Genomic DNA, 20,344 nt, shown 5'->3' on the forward strand with positions numbered 1-20,344 from the left:
GTGCTGTCTTCCGTCTCAATCCGAAGCCGCCCGCGCGCGCGAGGCGGCTTTGCTCTTTCCGGACTGACTTACAAGGGGCACTAACGCCCGACACGGGGCACTCTTGGCCAAGCGGCCGGCGCCACATAGATCGCCTGCGAAGCCAAGCGGCTCCGCGCGTAAAATTTGACCGCCTGCGTGGGTCCGGGCAAGATAGTGGGCTTGCATCCCGCAACCTTGCGTTTCATCCATTTCTGAATGACATCATGTCGATCATCGAGTCCGGACCTCACGAATCCCTGACCTACCGAATAAAGGCGTTAAACAAAATCGCCGATCGCATGAGCGCCGAATTATCCCGAGAGAAACTTGGCGTGCCCTATCCGGAGGCAAGCATCATCGGCGTGCTCGGTACGTTCGGCCCGCAGACCATCAGGGACATTTCCCGCCGCGCCAATCTGGACAAGAGTCAGGCGAGTCGCACAGTGGATGCCCTGCTCGCCAAGGGCTTTCTCGGGCGCACGGCCAGCGACAAGGATGGACGCAGCGTGATCATTTCGCTGACATCCGACGGACGCAAAATCTTCAAAAAGGTTGCCCCCACGATTGATCGGCGGGACACAGAGCTTTACCAGTGTCTCAGCGAGCCGGAAAGCGAGGCGCTGCGTTACCTGCTGGACAAGATTCTCGCGGCCCACGGATGGGAGGCCATCTGATTTCAGGCGGCCCGCGTATTGCTCGTAGGCTGCCGGCTCGAGGCTCCTTTATCAATCAACCATTCACCGACGCCTGAGCGGCCACATACCGGGCCGGGCGCGCCGGGAGCCAAATAAATCGCGCGGCCCCCCACTCCCAAGTTCTGCGCCCGGGTACACGGATGGTGAGAAGTCGCCGGGGCCGAGTCATCATGGGCCGGCGACAGCAAGCTTACATGCCGCCGAATGGTTTGCGCGCCGTAAGCTTGTTGGCCACCGAAGTGACTCCTGGAACACCCTTCGCGATTTCCGCGACCTTGTCGACCTGGGAAGCCTCCGTGACGGTGCCATTCAGCGTCACTGCGCCGTCTTTTGCCGTGACACTGATATTTCCGGCGCTGATCTCCTTGTGCTTCCCGATCGCGGCATAAATCTTCCGGCGAAGGGCACGATTCGCTTTTCTTCCGGTGGCCGGCGCCGCGGTGCCCGACGCCGCCATCGCCGGCGCGCTCGCCGCACTGGCCGTTTCGCCGTTTTGGGCCCATGTGGTGATGGACGTTGCAACCATCAATATTCCGACAGCCATCCTGAATGTCTTGTTGTTCTGCATCAATTGCTCCAGTTGTGGAGGGGTGGTGGAATCAGAAGGTGTGGCGGATGCCGATCATGGCTGCCGTGGTAGATACGCCCGGCGCTACGAGGGCACCATGGATGATCGTCTGGTTCAAGCTGTTACTCTTCGCCGGGTTCTTGCCGATGCTGTACGAACCGGATATCGAAAATCGGTCAATCGTGTACAGCGCACCGAAATAGATGAACCGATTGTTGGCAAGACCCGTTGCGGACACAGCCGGAGCGGCGGGATAGGTCAGCGGGAACGGATTGGTGTCATGCCCGTTGTAATACACGGCCGACAGATTCAGACCGTAGTTCGAGAACTTGAGAACCGCCGACTCGCGCGTGCCGCCCTGGAACTGGCCCGCGACCCCGCCCAGCGCGTACTCGAGCGCAAGCGACGTCCCATAGAATTTCGGCGAATTGTAGACCAGCGCATTGCTGTCATAAGGGGCGCCGATCGGGGGGGTCGTGCTGGTGCCGGGCCATCCGGCCGCCTGATTCATGCCCAGCCACGCAGTCAGGATACTGCCGAAATACTGGGCGCCACGCACCTCAGTCTCCGCCATCGCGTAGATCATCGGGGTGATCCGCCGGCCGGCGTCGAACGTGCCGAACGGACCGGATGCCCCGATCGTCGCGAACTGGTTGAAAATCGCGGTCGTGCCCTGGGTGTCGGCCAGGCCAAACTTGCCGTTCATGGTGTTGAACGTGCCCTGCAGCTTGAAGTTGATCTTGTAGCCGCCGCCGACCTCTTCACTTCCCTTGAGGCCCCAGTAGCTGGAAAAGATGCCGCCGTCCTTGAGTCGATAGACGTGCCCCAAGTTCGGCGCGCCGCCGTGCTGCTCAACTTCAATTTCATGCTGTCTCCTCCGGGTGGCGCGGCGGGGTGGACCCGGCGGCTTTCGTGATTGTTGCTCGAAGCAAGCCATGTTGCTGCCGGGTCGGCGTGTCAGGCCGACAGGTAGTAGTCCCGATACTGGTCCCGCAACTGGTTCTTGAGGACCTTGCCGGTCGCGCCCAGCGGAACTGACTCGACGAACACCACCGCGTCGGGTATCCACCATTTCGCAACGCGGCCGTCGAAGAACGCGAGCATCTCGCCGCCGCCCAGAGCACTGCCGGGCTTCTTCACGATCAACAGTAGCGGCCGTTCGTCCCACTTTGGATGCCGCGCGGCGATGCACACCGCAGTGGCAACTTCCGGATGCAGGCAGGCGACATTCTCGATGTCGGTGGAACTGATCCATTCGCCGCCAGACTTGATGACGTCCTTGCTGCGGTCGGTGATCTGCATGAAGCCGTCTGGATCGATCTTTGCCACGTCGCCGGTCGGGAACCAGCCGTCGCGCAGCGGCGACGCGTCGCCGTCGCCGGCGCCGAAATACTGCCGCGTGACCCACTGGCCGCGCACCAGCAGGTCGCCGGCCGCGTGGCCGTCCCACGGCAGCGCTTCGCCGTCCGGGCCGACGATCTTCATGTCGATGCCGAACACCGAGCGTCCCTGCTTCGCCTGAACCGCGTAGCGCTCCTCGGTGGACAACGACAACTGATGCGGCTTAAAACTGCAAACCGTGCCCACCGGGCTCAATTCCGTCATGCCCCATGCGTGTAGTACGTCGACCTGATAACGCTCCTGAAACTGCGCGGTCATCGCCGTCGGACAAGGGGCGCCGCCGATAATCGTGCGCCGCATCGACGCGAAGGTCTCCTGCCGCTCGCCGACGTGCGTGAGCAGGCCTTGCCAGACCGTCGGGACGCCCGCGGACAGGGTGACCTGTTCCGCCTCGATCAGTTCGTAAAGCGACTTGCCGTCCAGCGCCGGACCCGGGAACACCAGCTTCGCGCCGACCATGCAGGCGATGTATGGCAACCCCCACGCGTTCACATGGAACATCGGCACGACAGGCAGGATCACGTCGCGTGCCGAACAGTTGAGCGAGTCGGGCAGCGCCGCCGCGTACGTGTGCAGGAGGGTCGAGCGGTGGCTGTACAGCACACCCTTCGGATTGCCGGTGGTGCCCGACGTGTAGCACAGCGATGACGCGCTGTTTTCATCGAGCGGCGGCCATTCGAAAACGTCGTCGTGCAGCTCGAGCAGATCCTCGTAGCACATCAGCATGCCGGTCAGGTCGTTCGCTTGCGGCATGTGCGCGCGATCAGTCATCGCCACGAATACCTTGGGGCTTTTAACGCGCGGCGCGACGCTCTCGATCAGCGGCAGAAACGTCGCGTCAAAGAATACGACGCGATCTTCCGCATGCTCAATGATGTACGCGAGCTGGTCGACGTGCAGTCGGGGGTTGAGCGTATGCAGCACGGACCCGGATCCCGACACGGCGAAGTACAACTCCATGTGCCGGTAACCGTTCCACGCGAGCGTCCCTACCCGCTCGCCCGGCTTGACGCCGAGGCCTTCCAGGACGTTTGCCATGCGGCGCGCGCGTTGCGCAAGATCCCGATACCGATACCGGTGAATGTCCCCTTCGACACGTCGAGACACGATTTCTTGTCCGCCGTGATGGCGTTCAGCGTGCGCGAGCAGCGAAGCGACCAGTAACGGTTGCTGCATCATCAAACCTTGCATCCCTTTCTCCTGAATAGTTGTATGGTCCCGCGCCTGGATGACGTCGTCGCACCCTCATGCATGTGTCGGACTGGCGGCGGGCCCGTCGAGACTCACGACCAGTTGTCCGTCAATGGCCCGGACCGGGAAAGTCGTCAGGCTCAGGCCGCCCGCCCCCGCCATGGATCCCGTGCGCAAGTCAAAGCGCAGGCCGTGCGCCGGACAGCGCAGCATGCATCCCTCCAGTTGACCGCTCGCGAGCAACGCACCGTTGTGGGAACACGAGTTATCAATTGCGTGGATCGCGCCGGCGATGTTGAACAGGACAATGCTGCGGCCATCGATGAAGGCCAGCTTGCGTTGCCCTGGTGCGAGTTCATCGACCGTTCCAACCGATATCTGACGTGACATTCTGCGTTCCTTTAGTCTCGGACCGCCAGCACCATGGCTTCGAAGATCGCGTCGGGAGAATGGGCTCCCGAAAGCGCGTAGCCGGCGTTGAACACAAAATGCGGAACGCCGTTCACGCGATGGCTGGAGTGCAACATGTGCCGGCCCGATTCGGCCAGATGATCTGTCAGGCCTGCGTAGTCCAGACCGCACTCGAGTCCGAGCTGCTCAAGGATCCGCGGCTCACCAATGTTCTCGCCTTCCATGAAGTAGGCGGTGAACATCCGATCGATCAATGAGGCTAGTTGGGCCTCGCTGCCGCGGCTGGCTGCATAAGCAACGATCTGGTGCGCGGCAGCGGTGTTGGGCAGCACGCCGATCCGGTCGAACGCAAATTCGACGCCGGCGTGGTAGCCTGCGCGCTGCACCTGCGCGCGCCTTGCCGCCACCGCCTCGGGACTACCCAGGCGATCAAGATAGAACGCCTGGTAATCCTTGCCATTGAGCGGCGTATCGGGAAGGAGTTGATGGGAGCGCCACAGCACCGTCAGCGGCACATCGGGCCGCAACCCGGCAAAGCGGCGCACGGCCGCGTCCATATTGCGTTTGCCGATCAGACACCACGGGCAGATGAAATCGAAGAACACCTCGATCGTCATGGGGGGACGCTCGGCCGTCTCAATGCCTGGCTGGGTGGCGCGCTTCGGGTCAGATGAGTTCATGGATCAGGCTCTCTGCCATCGGCCATTCACCAAAGCCCGCGGCGGGGTTGAGGTGACCCACTTCGCCGAGGTCGACGAGGCGGCTGCCCCAGTCTTTTGCCATCGCGGACACCCGCTCGAACTGCGCGAGCGGATCGTTGCGACTGGCGCCGACGATGCTCGGGAACGGCAGCGGTTTGCGCGGGATCGACTGCCAGCCGTTCTGGGCCAGCGCATCGATGGCCGGATAGCCGGCCGGCAGCGGCGTCTCGAGGTCGGCCGGAGCGGCAAGCAGCGCGCCGTGAATCTTGCGGCTGTGCTGCTGCGCCCAATGCACCGCAATCATCACGCCCGCGCTGTGCGCGACCAGGATAACCGGGCCGTCGATTTTCGCGAGGGCCGCGTCGAGCGCCGCAACGCGCCCCGCGCAACTGAGCTTGTCGTGCTCGAGCGGCGGCACCGAGAGCGCCTTGGGCAACTTCTGCTCCAACAGGGTTTGCCAGTGTTCCGCGACGTGGTCGCGCAAGCCGGGCACCATCAGAATGGTCGGTTTCAATTCGTAATTCATGGGAAGCTACTTGCTAGTTCAGTACGGCTTGTCGCCGATGATGCCGGCGCGTTCCATTTTGCGATGGCACGGCGGGTAGTCCATCACCGCGTAGTGCTGCGTGCTGCGGTTGTCCCAGATCGCCACGCTATTGGGCTGCCAGCGCCAGCGCACCTGGTACTCGGGGATATAGGCCTGGCTGATCAGATAGCGCAGCAGGTCGCCCGCGCCCGGATTGGCGTCCTGCCCGAAGCGCACCCGTGCCGGCGTGTGATAGTTGGTGAAATGAGTGGTGAAGGCGCTCACGAACAGCACCTTCTCGCCGGTCTCCGGGTGCGTGCGCACGACCGGGTGCTCCGCGTCCGGATACTGGGCCTTCAGCGCAAGGCGTTTTTCGATCGGCATCACCGCGCCGAAGCTCGCCTCGATGCTGTGGCGGGCACGCAGGTCCGCGATCTGGGTCTTGATGTGGTCCGGCAGGTTCTCGTAAGCGAGGGCCATATTTGCCCACATCGTGTCGCCCCCGACCGGCGGACACTCTACACAGCGCAGGACCGCGCCGAACTGCGGCGCTTCGCGCCAGGTGGCATCCGCGTGCCACGCGTTTTCGTACCGGTCGTTCGGCTGATCCGGGGTCTTGTAGATGCGCACGAGGCCCGGATGCTCGGGATCGCTGCCCGCGACCGGATGGTCTTCGAGTTCGCCGAAGCGGCGCGCAAATGCCACGTGCTCGGCGCGCGAGATGTCCTGGTCGCGGAGAAACAGCACCCGGTGTTTCAGCAGTGCCGCCCGGATCTCGCCAAACAGGCCCTCATCGCGGATCGCATCGGCGAGATTCACTCCAACCAGTTCGGCGCCGATCGCATATGTCAATTGTTCGACTCGCATGGCTAGCTCCTCAAATGACGAAGACCGACGAACCCGTCGTCTTGCGGGATTCCAGGTCCAGGTGGGCTTGCGCTGCATCCTCGAGCGCGTAGCGCTGGTTGAGTTCGATCCTGATGCGTCCCGAGGCGATGTGCCCGAAAATTTCACCGGCGAGCTCGTTCTTCTCGGCGGGGTCGGCAATGTAGTCGGCCAGCGCCGGGCGGGTCAGGTAGAGCGAGCCCTTCATCGCCAGGATCTGCGGATTGAACGGCGGGATCGGGCCCGAAGCGGTGCCGACGCAGACCATCAGGCCGCGGCGCTTGAGCGAATCGAGCGACCCTTCGAAGGTGTCCTTGCCGACGCTGTCGAACACCACGCTCACGCCGGCGCCGCTGGTCAGTTCGCGCACTCGCTTCGCGACGTCTTCCCGGCCGTAATAGATGATGTGGTCGCAGCCATGGGCGCGGGCCACCTCGCCCTTGGCTTCGGTCGAAACCGTGCCGATCACGGTGAGACCCAGCAGCTTCGCCCATTGCGACACGATCAGGCCCACACCGCCGGCGGCCGCATGCAGCAGGACGGTGTCACCCGCCTTGAAGTCGTAAATGCGGCGCATCAGATACGACGAGGTCAGGCCTCGCATTGTCATACCGGCAGCCGTCTCGCATGAGATCGCGTCGGGCAGCTTGATGAGTGGCGCGGCCGGGATCAGGCGTTCGGTGCTGTAGGCGCCAAGAACATTGATGAAGCCGGTGTACGTCACACGATCGCCGACCGCGACGTTCGTTACATCGGCACCGACTGCCTCAACCACGCCTGCGGCCTCGACGCCCATGCCTGAAGGCAGCGGAACCGGGTAAAGGCCGCTGCGGAAATAGGTGTCGGCGAAATTCAGGCCTACGGCCTCCTGGCGCAAGCGCACCTCGCCGAGGCCGGGGTCACCCACTTCAACGTCCTCATAGCGCAAGACTTCCGGACCACCGGTTTCATGAAAGCGTACTGCCTTTGCCACGCTGAATCTCCTATTCGTTACTCAAACTGCAAAATCGACTACGCCTGCGGCGGAAAATTCCGACCTACCCCAGGCGTCTTTGCCAGATCAGTGTTGTGTCTAAACAAGTTGCAATATCACGCAAATCCTTCAACGACCGGCGCCGTCGCGTGGTAAGCGAGCGAACGGCGCCGGGGGTGAGAGCTCCGCTCAGCGCACGGCCTGCTCACGCAGCGCGTTCAGGCGATCCAGGTCGACGGCATAGTTCCGCTTGCCGATGAAAAATGCGGTAGCCGCAATGAGAGGCGCAAACGGAACGAGTTGCAACGCGCCGAGCAGCCCGATCCGGTCGGCGACAATCCCCGTCAGGACGGCTGCGGGAGCCAGACCGAGAAAATTGTTCGCCAGCGTCAGGGTCGCAAACGCCGATGCGTGAATCGACGGCGGGGTGAGGTTAGCCACCATCGCACCCGACGGGCCGCTCGCGCCTGCGCTGAAGAACATGCCGGCGCCGATCACCACGAGCTGCAACGTACCCGCCGGCAGGCGGAAACCGATCGCGAGCAGCGTGAAGCAGGTCAGACAGTAAGCGATCGCGGCGGCCCACTTCTTTTCTCGCGAGTTCTGGCTGAGGCGGTCGGCAAGGTTTCCACATACCACCATGCCAACGCCCGTCACCAGCACAAACGCTGCCGCGGCCATCGCAGCCTTGCCGGTGGCCATGCCGTAATAGCGATTCAGGAAGCTCGGCATCCACGCCCACACTGCCGCGGGAACAAGCAGATGGATACCGCTGCCGACATAGGCACACACGACAGACTTCGTCGAGAAAAGCCCCTTCATCAGCGTCTTGAAACTCATGCGTACGCCGAACCCTATTGCCTGCGCGCCCGCGGTTTCCGACTTCAGCGGTGCGAGCCGTTTTTCAGTGACGACAATCCGGTAGACGATAACCAGGATCATCCCCAATGCCGCCATGGCACCGAAGGCCGGGCGCCAGCCCAAATGAGCCGCGACCCCGCCGCCGACAGCCATGCCCGTCACCGAGCCAAACGCCCCGCCCGCCATGAAGGTGCCCGTGAGCGTGGAGCGCAGACGTGCCGGGAAGATGCTCAGGACAAGTGCGAGACCCACGCTGCCATACGCGGCTTCGCCGATGCCGACGAAAGCGCGCGCGAGCAGCATTTCACCGTAGTTGCTCGAGAGCGAGCACCCCAGTGTCGCGAGACTCCACAGAGCGGCCATCAGCACGATGCTCTTCACCCGGCCCCAGCGATCGGCGAGCACCGACAGCGGGAAAGTCAGGACGCCGACCATCAGCGCGACCACACTGCTAAGTGAACCGAGCTGTGTGTCGGAAAGGTTCCATGTGGCCTTCAACAGCGGAAACACCGCATTCAACACCTGCCGCGACATGTAGTCGGAGAGCAGCAACCCGACCGTCAACGCAAACACGACCCACGCATAGGTGGGCACGTCCGATTGTGCTGCTGAAACGCCGCCCGCGGTGGGCTCGGCATGTTGCATGAGCATGGTTTGTCTCCTTCCCGTCTATCTCGTTTGCAGCCGTCTTTGCCCGTCAGGGCAAAGGGACCGATTATGGATGCCCCGTTACCCTCCCCGGCGCTTGCCGAGGAGTCCTCCCTTTGAAACCCGGTATCCGCTGAAGCGGTCGGCCGGGTTCCAATCCGTCACGCCGCGCGCAGCGGCAGGTTCTTCACGCCGGTCTTGCGGTTCGGCGCCATACCGTTGGCGGCCAGCGTCTCTTCGACCGTCTCGTACTGCACGCCGATGCGATAGATCTCGCGTGCTTCCTTGCCGCTGGCGATCTCGCGGCCGAGTTCACGCGCAACGCGCACGCACTGCTCGATCTGCTGCACCGACGAGAAGCGCTTGCCGTGCTGGTCGATGATCGTGTCCTCGATGCCGCAGCGCGGATGCAGTCCCATCGACATCGCCATCATGTTGAACGGCAGCACGTTCTTCAGCAGCGACTCGGCGGTGAGCGTGCAGCCATCCGGCGCGCGATGCACGAAGTTGAAGAAGTTGAATGGATTGGGGCCGTCGAAGCCGCCACCGATACCGATCCACGTCAGGTTCAGCGGGCCCTTGTAGACGCCCTTGCGCACGAGGCGCTCGAGCGTTTCGAGCGCGTGAATGCCGGTGAGCTGGAAGTGCGGCTGGATGCCCGAAGCCTGCAGGCGGCGCAGGTGTTCCTCGACCCATGCGGGACCGGCCGGCACCGTCATTTCACTATAGGCGGCCATGAACGCGGGGTTGGAAAGCGAGGTGCCTGCCAGATACTCCGGATAGAGCAGCTCCATGATGTTCATCTGCGTGGTGTTGATCGCGACCGTCACCTGATCGGGCTTCGGATCGAGATCGGCCAGCATATGGCGCGTATCGTCGGACAGCCACTTCGCGGCTTGTCCGTCATCTTCCGGCGCAAACGAAATCGAACCACCGACCTGAATGATCATGTCGGGCACTGCCGCGCGCACACCCGCGATCAGTTCATTGAACTTCGACAGGCGCTTCGAGCCCTTGCCGTCCAGTTCGCGCACGTGCAGGTGCAGGACCGTGGCGCCGGCGTTGTAGCAATCGACGGCTTTCTGGATCTGCTCGTCCATCGTCACGGGGATGTCTTCCGGGAAGTCCGCCGGCATCCATTCCGGGCCATAAGGGGCGGTGGTGATGACTACCTTGTCCTGATTCTCAGGGTGCAGCGAATCGTCGAGAAATTGCATCTTTTATCTCCAGATATGGGTGACTGGCTTGCCCGTGCCGCGACAGATCGCGCGTAAGCTGGTCGGAACATAACGAACCTTCCTGATGGCACGATACGGCAATCGCGGGTTACACTTTTATGAATAGACGCCATCGTTTTAGCGGTCCATGCCACTCGGTGTTAACGCCAGTGTTTGCGCGGAGCGGGCATGCCATGACCGGGAGTGAGGCGCAGCTTGTCGGAAGCGGAGGGGAAAGCGATGGAAACGATGCTGCGGTCGGTAGCGATGAGCGGGTACTTCGACGTGATGCGGCGGCTCGGGCTGAACCCGGTCGAGCTCGCGCAGCAGGTGGGGATCGACGCCGCGGCTCTAGCCAATCCGGACGATCGCGTTCCGGCCGCCGCCTGCTGCCGCCTGATGGAACTCTCGGCCGAAAAGGGGGCGTGCCCGACTCTTGCACTGCAAATGGCTGAAACCCGGCAGAAGTTCGGTACCGGCATGGTCAATGTCCTGCTCGCGCATAAGCGCACGCTGCGCGAGGTGCTGCTCGCCGCAGCCGAATATCGGCACCTGCTCAACGAGGCGCTGGCCGTCTACGTCGAGGACGCAGGCCAAACGGTCACCATTCGCGAGGAACTCGTCGTTGAACCTGGCACGCCGACGAGACAGGCGATAGAACTTGCGCTCGGTGTCCTCGCGCGACATTCGAGCGCCCTTCTCGGCAACTACTGGAAACCACGCGCAGTCCATTTCACTCACGCAAGACCCGCAGACCTGACATTTCATCGACGCTTCTTCGGCTGTCCGCTGGAGTTCAGCAGTGATTTCAACGGGTTCGTATGCGCCGCCGCCGATCTCGACTACCCAAATCCGGCCGCTGACCCGGAACTGGTGCGCTATGCCGAAAGCCTCGCCGCTCCGCTCAACATGACGGGTGCGCATTCAGCGGCGCTGGAAGTGCGCAAGGCAATCTATCTGCTGCTGCCACTCGAGCAGGCCACAACTGAGCTCGTCGCCCGCCATCTGGGTCAGAGCGTACGCACGATGCAGCGCCAACTGAAATCGGACAATACAAGCTTCTCCGAACTGGTCGAGGAAGTCCGGCGCGAACTTGCCGTGCGTTACATGAGCAACCCGCGCTATCCAATCGGACGGGTCGCGACCCTGTTGGGTTACACGCAACAGGGATCGTTTACGAACTGGTTCTTTTCACGATTCAGCATGACGCCGCGTGACTGGCGGAGCAGCCAATCATCGAAATGAATGGCGCGGTGCGAGCGGCCAATGCGTGAGTTGCAGCGTTTGGTCTGGAATCGCCCGCGTCGGCTTCCAGACGGTTGCGACCGTTGCGCCGGGCGAGGTACATCGCGCGATCGGCGCCATAAAGCGGGGAACGCGCCGATGTTCCGATGCGCTACGAGGATGGCGGGCTCGTGCTGTCGCCCTTGCCGCGTGGCCTACCAACGATGTACGGGAGGCACTCGCCCGCTACGGCAACGCATCTCGCCGTCGTACAGCGATGCGAGGAAACCGGACGAATTTACGCGCACTCGGGCGGGACATCGTGTGCGGTGCGGGGACGACGGGTACGATCGCCAGCAAAGTACGCTTCCAATCAACGGGAGAGGGCCGCGGCCTCCGGGAAGGGAGGCGACCAGCAACCTAGCGCGACGCGGTACCTTTTGCTTTGCTGCCGCCCTTTGCTGCGACCTTTCGCGGCGCGATCTTCTCGGGAGCTCTGCGAGCCGCCCTGGTTGCGGCTTTTTTGGCGGGCTTCGAGTGCGTAACGAGGGTTTCGCCCTTCTCGATGAGAAACACTGAGCGGTCTTTTGCATCCTTGATCCAGGCCGGCGGCCGCGCAAGGCCGCTCCAGGTAGCACCGGTCTTGGGATCAAAATATTTGGGCGCCAGCTTTCCCTGGGCTGGTGGGGCAATCGGTGTCGGCGACTTGCGTCGGAAATCGATGCCGGCGTCCAGGAGCATTCTGACGGCTGGAGACTCGTCGGAGGCGCTAGTCGCGACCGACGCCTCCTTTTGGGCACCTTTTGCCACGCCACCATTCTTTGCCAGCGTACCTACGCGTCCGGCTGGGACCGGGCCGCGTAGCTCGTCGGCCGTAATGTCGAAACGCGCCATCTCCGCGAGAATTCTCTTGATGGCGTCATTGCGCTCATCAATGCGCGCTTCCTGTGCTTCCTGTTGCAATTCCAGAATCTGTGCCTGAATCTCTTCGTAAGACCTTTTTGCCATGGCGCTACTCCTCGTTGGCTTTATGTGGCGGAATTATAAGTCTCCGCCGCGGAGTCGGCGCACCATGGGCTACGCCCGGAGAAGCTTTCGAGAGCGGGGCGAGATTACGCGGCAGGACCGCCGACGAGATCGTTGAGTGCGTGAGATTCGAATAGTGGTCGATACCCGCTCGGGAGGGAGCGTGCACCGGTGTATTGGCCAGAGCTTTCGGAGTCGACCGGACTTTCGACGTCGTAACCGGGCGTCGCCGCGTTGCTGATGCTGTCGCTCGTCCGCCGAGCCTAATGCCGATGATATTGTTTGACCTGCACCATCCTGCAGCACCGGTAGCACGTCTTACACGTCGCCCGATTTTTACACACCTATAATTGGACAGCGGCGAACGTCTACAAAATCTATGCATATCGTTGTTTTATCATCGTTTCTGGATGCGTTCATAACCTGGTTTCAATGAAAAAGAATGACGGCATAACTCGCTTGCAGGCTGGATCCGCTTCAGGTTGGAGAGACCAGTACCCCCCGTTTATGCTCCCTCGGACCCTTTTACGCTATAACCAGCGAAGAGCCCCGTCTGGTAGGCCAGCTCCAGCGCGTTAGCAACGCCCGAGACCCGCAGCATCCGGATATCCACCAGTTTTTTCCCAGTTATGATTCTACCGCCCATCATTACCTCCTGCTTTCGGCATTAACTCAAATAGGTGCTGAGAATGTCGTTAGCCGCGGCCCGCACCCAATCCTGTTCCGCGCGACAAGTCAATTTGGACCGCTTCGTCTTCACCTGTTCGGCCCGACTGACGCTGTGGCCCACCAACAAGCCAAAGTCGTAGGCGCGCTCAAGGGCTTTAGCAAGACTCGATATCCGGACGAGCCGAATGTCTGTCGTGACTTTGCCTGACTCCGTTAGATAGTTAATCCCGAGTTCCTCGCTGGCGATTGCTAGTAGCGGATCCCAGTGAACTTCGTTGCCAACTCTTTCAACCACGATGACCTCCTGCGTTGTGCCTCTTGCCTTACCATCTGTAAGATTACATGCGTGGCACAAACGCAAGAGCGACGTTCCGTCGCATCTGATCCAGTAGTCACTTAATATGTTGAATTGTCAATGTATTGGAGGATGCGACAACAATATAAGTGGAAACGATACGGGAGATAATCGGCTCAAAAGCCTTGCGCACCTGGCCTCCTTCGAGTTGCGAGGCGGACCGGTCTAGCGGAAGGATTGTCGCGTCAGGGCGTCTTGACCGGCGCTCGCCAGGGCGCCGGATTGGCCCAGAATGCGCCGCGCGTATGGTTCTGGCCAGGCCGCTGAGGCTGAGCCGGCCGCTTGAGCGTCATTGCACCGGCGCGGTCGAGCGAGATGTCGCGGCCGCTTTCGCCAAGCAGCTTGATCACTTCAGCGAGCGTGCCATCGGCCCGCCATTGGTCGAAACGGCGACGGCAAGTCGGCGACGAGGGGTAGCGGCCCGGCAACGCGTTGCAGCTCTTGCCCGTCGAGAGCAGCCATAACACGGCGTTGACTACCGCGCGCGCTTCGATGCGTCGTCGACCACGTGGTGCGCTCTGCGTCGGTTCCTCATAGAACAGCTGCTCGATTAGCGCCCACTCGTCGTCTGTCAAATCTTCAACCGCCATCTTGTTCACTCCTTTAGCGAAACTATCTCCAGCGCCGCGCCCGGCCGAGCGAACCTGCGAATGCTACGTAGCGACATAGCAGTACCCCGACATCATCATCGGGTGAAGTGGCAACAAACTTGAGCACCCCATGCAGCATCAGACCTATGCCGGTCCAGATAAGTGAAATAGCGAAACGAGGAATACCGCGGTCAGTACAGCGGTCGACGTGTCGGGGTGGACATAGCCACGCGCGAGGAATTGCGCATCGCATTTACCTTGCAGAGCTGCGTCGGTCAAACGAACTCATACTTACCGCTCCAACTTTAACGGCAATTTTCCCGAAATCTGGAGGGCATGCGGGTCCGATCTATCCTTTCAGATTGTTATCACACCCTTATTCGTTGATTTATCTCCTTCAAGCTAGAAGTCCCCGTGGAATCTGGGAGAGACACCGCACTTTCTCCTTTCTGTCTTACAACGGGACACCGAGTCCCCGAGCTGTAGCATAATCAGCCATCAGCGGTTGATTTCGGCTATTCCCCAGCATCGCCGTCACCCCATCTATTTGGGATGCCGCGCCCCCGTGCTCAAGGCGCATATCGTTGCTATATCAATCGGATTCGATATTCCCCACGATATTCTCGCCAGACCGGACCAACCACGCAGGTCTCTTGGACACCAACATTCAGGGAGTTTTGTAATGGAAAGAGAAGTAGTAGTTGTCAGCGGTGTGCGTACCGCCATCGGTAAATTTGGCGGCAGCCTGAAAGACATTCCGACGACCGAACTCGGAGCGCTCGTTGTGCGCGAAGTCCTCGCGCGTGCGGGGGTTGCCGGTGACCAGGTTGGACACGTCGTTTTCGGCAATGTCATCCCGACCGAACCCAAGGATCTCTATCTCTCGCGGGTCGCTGCCATTAACGGTGGGATCGCCGAATCAACCCCTGCCCTCACCGTGAACCGCCTGTGCGGTTCCGGCCTGCAGGCGATCATCTCCGCAGCACAATCCATCCTTCTCGGCGACGCCGAAGTAGCCATCGGTGGCGGCGCCGAGAACATGAGCCGCGCGCCCTATATCTCCACGGACGCGCGATTCGGCTCCCGCATGGGTGACAGTCGACTGATCGACATGGTGCTTGGCGCGCTAAACGACCCGTTCGAAACGGTCCACATGGGCGTCACCGCTGAAAACGTGGCGCAGAAATTCTGCATCACGCGCGAGCAGCAGGACGCACTGGCCCTGGAATCGCACCGTCGCGCGGCGCACGCGATCGCCGAGGGCCGGTTCAAGGAACAGATCCTCGCGATCAAGCGCAAGGTCAAGGGCAAGGAAGTCGTGTTCGATACCGATGAGCACGTGCGCACAGAAATCGACCCGGCCGAACTCGCTGCCATGCACACTGTCTTCAAGAAGGAAAACGGCACCGTCACGGCCGGTAACGCATCGGGTATCAACGACGCCGCGGCCGCCGTCCTGATGATGGACCGGCAAGCCGCCGAGCGGCGTGGCATCAAGCCGATGGCACGACTGGTGTCTTACGCACACGCAGGTGTCGATCCGCGCTACATGGGCATTGGCCCCGTGCCGGCAACCCGGATCGCGCTCGACCGTGCGGGCTTGCAGATCGGCGACATTGACGTCATCGAAGCGAACGAGGCATTTGCCGCGCAGGCTTGCGCCGTCACGCAGGAGTTGCAGCTCGACCCTGCCAAGGTCAACCCTAATGGATCAGGCATCTCGCTCGGACACCCGATCGGCGCGACGGGCGCACTGATCACCGTCAAGGCGCTGTATGAACTGAAGCGCACGGCAGGCCGTTACGCGCTCGTCACGATGTGTATTGGAGGCGGTCAGGGCATTGCGGCCATCTTCGAAAACATCCAGTAAGTGAATTCCTCCAGATGAAAATCGAAGGTGTAGGCATCGTCGGCGCGGGCGCGATGGGCAATGGCATCGCCCAGACCGCTGCCGTGGCCGGCCTGAACGTGGTCATGATCGACGTGACCGAAGCGGCCCTGTCCAAGGGCGTGGCGACCCTGATCAGCAGCCTCGGGCGGTTGGTCTCAAAGGGGAAGCTGGACGCGAACGCACGCGCGGCCTCCCTCGCCCGGATCGAGACATCGACCGACTATCAGCGGCTCGTCGACGTCGACCTTGTGATCGAAGCCGCCACCGAAAACAACGATTTAAAGGTCCGCATCCTCAAGCAGATCGAAGCCGTGGCTCGACCCGACGCCATCATCGCGTCGAATACCTCGTCGATCTCGATCACGGCGCTGGGCGCGACACTCGCTGATCCGTCGCGGTTTATCGGCATGCACTTCTTCAATCCGGTGCCGATGATGCCGCTCGTCGAGATTATCCGTGGCGTGCGCACGAGCCAAGCGGTCGCCGAGGCAATCCGCGAGTTGACCGTACGGTTTGACAAAACGCCCATCGGAGTCAAGAACTCATCTGGGTTCGTGGTCAACCGGATTCTCGTGCCGATGATCAATGAAGCCTTCTTCGTGCTGGCCGAAGGCGTCGCCACCCCCGACGAAATCGACGCCGGCATGAAGCTTGGGGCCAATCACCCGATCGGCCCGCTCGCGCTGGCCGACCTCGTTGGCCTCGATGTCGTTCTGTCGGTGCTGGACGTGTTCCTCAAAGACTTCGGCGATCCGAAGTACCGTGCCTGCCCGCTGTTGCGCGAACTGGTTGCGGCCGGCCGCCTCGGTCGAAAGACCGGCCACGGTGTCTACAGCTACGGGTAACCACACCAGCCGGTTTTCCCAACAAGCCAGAAGTTGAAATTACAACCAGCCGTTAGCTCCGGCAACACACCAATTAGCGCCCCCACTGCCACTTGTCCGCTTTGCCCGGACAGCCTCTTCCCCCGAGACCATTCCGTTGAGCGAGTCTCAACCGAGTGGTCCCCACATTCGGTCGCCCTCGTGCAGTTGCGCTTCAGTGGGTGCACAGAAAAACGGCCTGCAACCACGAGGATTGCAGGCCTGTTCCGACACACTGGATCGCTATGAGCAGGCATTCACTTGTTGCACGCACCCGCCTTGCCGACCAGGCTTTGCTCGTGCGCAGCGGCCTCGTCAATCAGGATGGGTGCAGCAAGACTCATCGAATGGATACCAAGGACGGACACGTACTGCAAGACAGCGGTGATCTCCTCCCGGGTCGCGCCGAGTTCCAGTGCCCTGCGGATATGACGTCGCACCCCGGGTCCATACATGTGCGTGCAAGACGCATCAACGGCGATAGCGAGAAACTCGACTGTCTTCGCATCAAGCACGCCCGAGGTGATCGGAGCCATCGCCATGACCATGAATTTCTCTGTCCATGCGGCATCGAGTTCCGCAAAGGGTTCCCAGTTCGGATTCCAGTTGCCGGTCGCGCGCAGGGCATCACAAACCGGTGTGGCTGTTGCTTCGTTGAATGTCATCGACATACTCTCCTGTACGGGATCAACACGTGTCGCACGAAGCCCCTGCCTGCACCGCTTCCGTGTCACGCTATGACCTCCAGTCTATGGAGCAGCCCTCTGCGTCGCTTGACATTGTGGGTCACTTGCTTATCCTTTTGGGCCACCCCGGGAAGACCCCGATGCCGAAACTCGTTCGCAGCGCCAGCCTGACGCAGTACGCTGAAACCGCGCGCGCGGCAGGACTCGACCCATATCGCCTGATGGCAGAAGTGGGGCTGCCTGCTGCCAGCCTTACCGAGTCCGACCTCAAGATTCCGGCCGACCGGGTCGCGTTGCTGCTCGAACTCTCCGCGCTGCGAAGCGGCATTGAAGCGTTCGGGCTGACCATGGCTCAGACGCGGCGCGCATCCAATCTGGGCCCGCTTGCGCTCTACGTGCGCGACGAGCCCACACTGCGCCACGCGCTTAACGCTGCCGCGCGCTTTCGCCATCTTCATAACGAAGCACTGTTCATCGCGATCGAGGAAGAAGGTGACGTCGCAATCATCCGTGAGGAACTGCTGAGCGGCGCGGTCGTGCCGGTACGGCAGGTGACCGAACTGGCCGTCGCCGTCATGGTGCGCCTGCTGCGCTTCTTCCTCGGTGACGACTGGCAACCGAAGACGATCTGCTTTACTCACGAAGCACCCCGCAGTCGTGCTATTCATGCTCGCGTCCTGGGGAGCGGAGTCAAGTTTGGCCAGCCGTTTTCGGGCATCGTTTGTGACGTCCGTGACCTCGACCTGCCTCTTCCGTCCGCCGACCCGGTGATGGGCCGATATGTCCGGCGATATCTCGGCAGTGTGGATACGGAGTCTGATGTACCACTGTCGGATGAGGTCCGCAAGCTGGTGTTTCTCTTCCTGCCGTCCGGGCGCAGTTCGAACGACACTATCGCGCGCCAGCTCGGCATGAGCCGTCGAACCATGCACCGCCATCTGGTAAAGGAAGGCGTGAGCTACCTGTCGATCCTCGATGCCGTACGGGGGGAACTCGTGCTGAGATACCTGGAGCGTCGAGAACGTCCGCTGTCGGAAATATCGGGCCTGCTTGGCTTTTCCGAGCCGAGCGCCTTTACGCGTTGGTTCAGGATGAAGTTCGGCTGCTCCCCCACTGAATTTCGCGAGACCAAAGCGCGGTAATATCATGCCCAGGACTCGCATTGTGCAGAGTCAACCATTTAGTTGAATTACTTAACAACAAAACAAGGAGGAGCAGCATGGTTGGCGGACCCGGCAATCCAATGAGGGCTAGTGGAACTCTCGGTTCAGAATTGATGGTGATCTGTATCGATGTACAGTCTCGTGTCGTCTACGCCAATTCGGCCTATCAACGCGTGACGGGGTACACGAACCAGGAACTCCAGACAATGCCGCCAGCAGAGCGGCTCAAAGACGTACCATTGCAAGTCGTGGTGGACTTCGCTACCGCACTGCGTAGTGGTAAGCCCTGGACGGGCGTCGTCAACGTTTCCTGCAGGAATGGAGTGGATTACTGGAGCCGCATGAATGCGTCGCCGCTGCTCTCGCACGGCCAGCATATCGGCTTCTTGCTGGTGCTTGAGAAGGCCTCCGCTGAGGAGATCAGCAGGACCGAGGCGCAGTATCGCGTAGTAAGGTCCGGTCGGCAGAAATTCGGGTGGAAGCAGGGGCGCCTCGCGCGCATGAGCCTTCTGGGAAGAGCGACCAGCAGCATTCGCGCGCTCGGTCTCAGACGGCACATCTGGGGCGCGGTTACTGCTTTGGGATTGATCGAAACCGCAGGGCTGCTTGCGTTGAATGGCGAGGTGACTTCCCTGTCATTCTGGGCGGCCTTGTGCGGGCTACTGGCGGCCACCGTCGCGGTGGGTGCCTATCTGTTGCGCGCCATCGTTGCGCCTTTGCGAGAAGTGGTCCAGTTTGCAACAGAGATCTCCGCGGGTGATCTGAGCGCCGAGTTCGGCAGCCCGCGTAGCGATGAGATTGGCGATGTTGTGCGCACACTGAACCGGGTGAGCATCAACATGCGGGCCACCATCATGGACGTACGCGACGGCGTGCACGCGATGCAGCAGGCGACGGCAGGGATTGCATCGGGCACGCTCGATCTCTCGTCGCGCACTGAGACGCAGGCGGCCAGCCTCGAGCAGACTGCGGCCTCGATGGAAGAGGTCAACGCCACCGTCAGAAACAATGCGGAGACCGCGCGGCAGGCTAGCGAACTGGCGGCACGGACCCGGGACACCGCGCAGGCGGGCGGGAAGGTGGTGGGCGAAGTGATATCTACCATGAAGGAAATCACGCAAGCGAGCAGAAGGATTGGCGACATCGTGTCCGTCATCGACGGCATCGCCTTCCAGACCAATATTCTCGCCCTGAATGCGGCAGTTGAAGCGGCCCGTGCGGGCGAGGCAGGACGCAGTTTTGCGGTGGTCGCGGGCGAGGTCAGGGTGCTCGCGCAACGCAGTGCGCAGGCGGCCACGGAGATCAAGGCGCTGATCGCCGATAGCGTGGGTCAGATCGACGAAGGCGCGCGGCTGGTCGATTCGGCAGGCGAGACGATTGAAGATATCGTGTCGCAGGTGGAGGCGATGACGGATCTGGTCGGTCAGATCGCGACCGCGTCGTTCGAGCAGTCGGGAGCCATCGGGCAGGTGAGTCAGGCGGTCGAGCAACTCGACGACGTGACGCAGGAGAATGCTGCGCTGGTGCAAGAAAACACCTCAGCGGCCGAGAGGTTGAATTCGCAAAGCGACAGACTGGTCGAGACGCTTTGCGTCTTCACGCTATTGCGCGCCGAGACCAACGCGCTGTTGTTGCGATCCCGCGCCGGGGGAGCAACCACAGCGCCGGCGCCGGCAAAGATCGCGACCGGACGGCCCGCGGCGCGACAAATGGAGGCTCGCGCTGTGTAGATGTAAGCCAAATGTTCTGCCTATGGGAAGACTCCTGTTAGCGGCGACA

The 20,344-nt window shown here is 61.6% G+C and carries 20 protein-coding genes; 6 read left to right on the forward strand and 14 right to left on the reverse strand.

Annotation, left to right across the window (positions count from 1 at the left end):
- Nucleotides 1-245 precede the first annotated feature (245 nt).
- Nucleotides 246-695: a MarR family winged helix-turn-helix transcriptional regulator gene (locus OKW29_RS03020; protein WP_429289929.1), complete on the forward strand. Its 450-nt coding sequence runs from the start codon at nucleotides 246-248 to the stop codon at nucleotides 693-695.
- A gap of 211 nt (nucleotides 696-906) precedes the next feature.
- On the opposite strand, the gene OKW29_RS03025 is transcribed toward OKW29_RS03020, so the two are convergent.
- From OKW29_RS03025 to OKW29_RS03070, 10 genes are all read right to left on the reverse strand, one after another.
- Complete coding sequence (locus OKW29_RS03025; RefSeq protein ID WP_429289930.1) at nucleotides 907-1,284, reverse strand: BON domain-containing protein; 378 nt, start codon at nucleotides 1,282-1,284, stop codon at nucleotides 907-909.
- 31 nt (nucleotides 1,285-1,315) lie between these two features.
- On the reverse strand, nucleotides 1,316-2,221 hold the full coding sequence (locus tag OKW29_RS03030) for a porin (RefSeq protein WP_429289931.1): 906 nt from the start codon (nucleotides 2,219-2,221) through the stop codon (nucleotides 1,316-1,318).
- A gap of 20 nt (nucleotides 2,222-2,241) precedes the next feature.
- Nucleotides 2,242-3,876, reverse strand: a complete 1,635-nt coding sequence (locus OKW29_RS03035) for a 3-(methylthio)propionyl-CoA ligase (RefSeq protein ID WP_429289932.1) — start codon at nucleotides 3,874-3,876, stop codon at nucleotides 2,242-2,244.
- A gap of 54 nt (nucleotides 3,877-3,930) precedes the next feature.
- Nucleotides 3,931-4,266 (reverse strand): Rieske (2Fe-2S) protein, encoded by a 336-nt coding sequence (locus OKW29_RS03040; protein ID WP_429289933.1) that lies wholly within the window; start codon nucleotides 4,264-4,266, stop codon nucleotides 3,931-3,933.
- A gap of 11 nt (nucleotides 4,267-4,277) precedes the next feature.
- Nucleotides 4,278-4,967: a DsbA family oxidoreductase gene (locus tag OKW29_RS03045; protein WP_429289934.1), complete on the reverse strand. Its 690-nt coding sequence runs from the start codon at nucleotides 4,965-4,967 to the stop codon at nucleotides 4,278-4,280.
- Complete coding sequence (locus OKW29_RS03050) at nucleotides 4,954-5,514, reverse strand: RBBP9/YdeN family alpha/beta hydrolase (protein WP_429289935.1); 561 nt, start codon at nucleotides 5,512-5,514, stop codon at nucleotides 4,954-4,956. Before OKW29_RS03050 ends, OKW29_RS03045 begins: the two co-directional genes overlap by 14 nt.
- A gap of 18 nt (nucleotides 5,515-5,532) precedes the next feature.
- Entirely contained in the window at nucleotides 5,533-6,381 is an 849-nt protein-coding gene (locus tag OKW29_RS03055) for a TauD/TfdA dioxygenase family protein (RefSeq protein ID WP_429289936.1), read from the reverse strand.
- A gap of 10 nt (nucleotides 6,382-6,391) precedes the next feature.
- Nucleotides 6,392-7,372, reverse strand: coding sequence for a quinone oxidoreductase family protein (locus OKW29_RS03060; protein WP_429289937.1), 981 nt, complete (start codon nucleotides 7,370-7,372; stop codon nucleotides 6,392-6,394).
- 189 nt (nucleotides 7,373-7,561) lie between these two features.
- Nucleotides 7,562-8,884 (reverse strand): MFS transporter, encoded by a 1,323-nt coding sequence (locus tag OKW29_RS03065; protein ID WP_429289938.1) that lies wholly within the window; start codon nucleotides 8,882-8,884, stop codon nucleotides 7,562-7,564.
- A 158-nt stretch (nucleotides 8,885-9,042) separates the two neighbouring features.
- Nucleotides 9,043-10,098, reverse strand: a complete 1,056-nt coding sequence (locus tag OKW29_RS03070; protein WP_429289939.1) for a 3-keto-5-aminohexanoate cleavage protein — start codon at nucleotides 10,096-10,098, stop codon at nucleotides 9,043-9,045.
- A 240-nt stretch (nucleotides 10,099-10,338) separates the two neighbouring features.
- Here OKW29_RS03070 and OKW29_RS03075 point away from each other — a divergent pair, with 240 nt between their 5' ends.
- Nucleotides 10,339-11,343 carry an AraC family transcriptional regulator gene (locus OKW29_RS03075; RefSeq protein WP_090811429.1) on the forward strand — a complete coding sequence of 335 codons (1,005 nt, stop codon included), beginning with the start codon at nucleotides 10,339-10,341 and terminating at the stop codon, nucleotides 11,341-11,343.
- Between the two features lie 399 nt (nucleotides 11,344-11,742).
- Here OKW29_RS03075 and OKW29_RS03080 read toward each other — a convergent pair whose 3' ends face one another.
- The 3 genes from OKW29_RS03080 to OKW29_RS03090 all read right to left on the reverse strand — a co-directional run bounded on the left by OKW29_RS03080 (nucleotide 11,743) and on the right by OKW29_RS03090 (nucleotide 13,962).
- Entirely contained in the window at nucleotides 11,743-12,330 is a 588-nt protein-coding gene (locus OKW29_RS03080; RefSeq protein WP_429289940.1) for an H-NS family nucleoid-associated regulatory protein, read from the reverse strand.
- A gap of 685 nt (nucleotides 12,331-13,015) precedes the next feature.
- A complete protein-coding gene (locus tag OKW29_RS03085) occupies nucleotides 13,016-13,312 on the reverse strand; it encodes a DUF6900 domain-containing protein (RefSeq protein ID WP_429289941.1) in 297 nt (98 codons plus the stop codon).
- A 245-nt stretch (nucleotides 13,313-13,557) separates the two neighbouring features.
- On the reverse strand, nucleotides 13,558-13,962 hold the full coding sequence (locus OKW29_RS03090) for a transposase (RefSeq protein WP_429289942.1): 405 nt from the start codon (nucleotides 13,960-13,962) through the stop codon (nucleotides 13,558-13,560).
- A 682-nt stretch (nucleotides 13,963-14,644) separates the two neighbouring features.
- Here OKW29_RS03090 and bktB point away from each other — a divergent pair.
- Both bktB and OKW29_RS03100 read left to right on the forward strand, forming a co-directional pair.
- Nucleotides 14,645-15,832: a beta-ketothiolase BktB gene (gene bktB / locus OKW29_RS03095; protein WP_429290721.1), complete on the forward strand. Its 1,188-nt coding sequence runs from the start codon at nucleotides 14,645-14,647 to the stop codon at nucleotides 15,830-15,832.
- Between the two features lie 14 nt (nucleotides 15,833-15,846).
- Complete coding sequence (locus OKW29_RS03100; RefSeq protein ID WP_429289943.1) at nucleotides 15,847-16,698, forward strand: 3-hydroxybutyryl-CoA dehydrogenase; 852 nt, start codon at nucleotides 15,847-15,849, stop codon at nucleotides 16,696-16,698.
- 275 nt (nucleotides 16,699-16,973) lie between these two features.
- Here OKW29_RS03100 and OKW29_RS03105 read toward each other — a convergent pair whose 3' ends face one another.
- Nucleotides 16,974-17,381 carry a carboxymuconolactone decarboxylase family protein gene (locus OKW29_RS03105; protein WP_429289944.1) on the reverse strand — a complete coding sequence of 136 codons (408 nt, stop codon included), beginning with the start codon at nucleotides 17,379-17,381 and terminating at the stop codon, nucleotides 16,974-16,976.
- Between the two features lie 161 nt (nucleotides 17,382-17,542).
- Between OKW29_RS03105 and OKW29_RS03110 the strand changes: the two genes are divergently transcribed.
- Together OKW29_RS03110 and OKW29_RS03115 are read left to right on the forward strand one after the other, a co-directional pair.
- The gene (locus OKW29_RS03110; RefSeq protein ID WP_090811435.1) at nucleotides 17,543-18,544 is read left to right on the forward strand and encodes an AraC family transcriptional regulator; all 1,002 of its coding nucleotides are present in this window, start codon (nucleotides 17,543-17,545) and stop codon (nucleotides 18,542-18,544) included.
- 77 nt (nucleotides 18,545-18,621) lie between these two features.
- Complete coding sequence (locus OKW29_RS03115; protein ID WP_429289945.1) at nucleotides 18,622-20,295, forward strand: methyl-accepting chemotaxis protein; 1,674 nt, start codon at nucleotides 18,622-18,624, stop codon at nucleotides 20,293-20,295.
- Nucleotides 20,296-20,344: the final 49 nt, after the last annotated feature.

It is taken from the genome of Paraburkholderia sp. CI3 (assembly GCF_050436505.1).
Lineage (GTDB): Bacteria > Pseudomonadota > Gammaproteobacteria > Burkholderiales > Burkholderiaceae > Paraburkholderia > Paraburkholderia tuberum.